The following is a 353-nucleotide window of genomic DNA, read 5'->3' on the forward strand; positions in this document are numbered from 1 at the left end:
TATGCTCCGAAAGTCAGAAACTTCAGCGCTCGCTGTGCCTTTTTTTGTCCACTGACCGCTTCTGCATAGCCGCAGAAACGATAATCTTTCGGGTCTTTCACCAATCCCGCTCGCACAGGATTCAAGTCAATATAGGCCGCCATTGTTTGCAGCGCGTTGACCTTCCCCTCCACTAAAACACTTTTAAAGCGATCCGCCCATAAGGGCCCAAAGCGCTCATGGGTCTTGTTAAACCAAGTCGAAAAGCGTTGTTTTAAAGTTTTCATGAAGGCCGAGACGTCATTCATGCGAGCCAGCAGCTTTTGTCGAATCAAGTCCGCCTCCGCTCCCCCATCTCTTAATTCCCGCTCCAT

1 protein-coding gene is annotated in these 353 nt (G+C 49.9%); it reads right to left on the reverse strand.

Annotated features, from left to right (window positions below; translation table 11 throughout):
* Positions 1-266: transposase (locus QEH52_RS20955; protein WP_425609307.1), on the reverse strand; the 266-nt coding region annotated here is incomplete at its 3' end.
* Positions 267-353 lie beyond the last annotated feature (87 nt).

The sequence above is a fragment of the Thalassobacterium maritimum genome (assembly GCF_031127805.1).
GTDB classification, from domain to species: Bacteria; Verrucomicrobiota; Verrucomicrobiia; order Opitutales; family Coraliomargaritaceae; genus Thalassobacterium; species Thalassobacterium maritimum.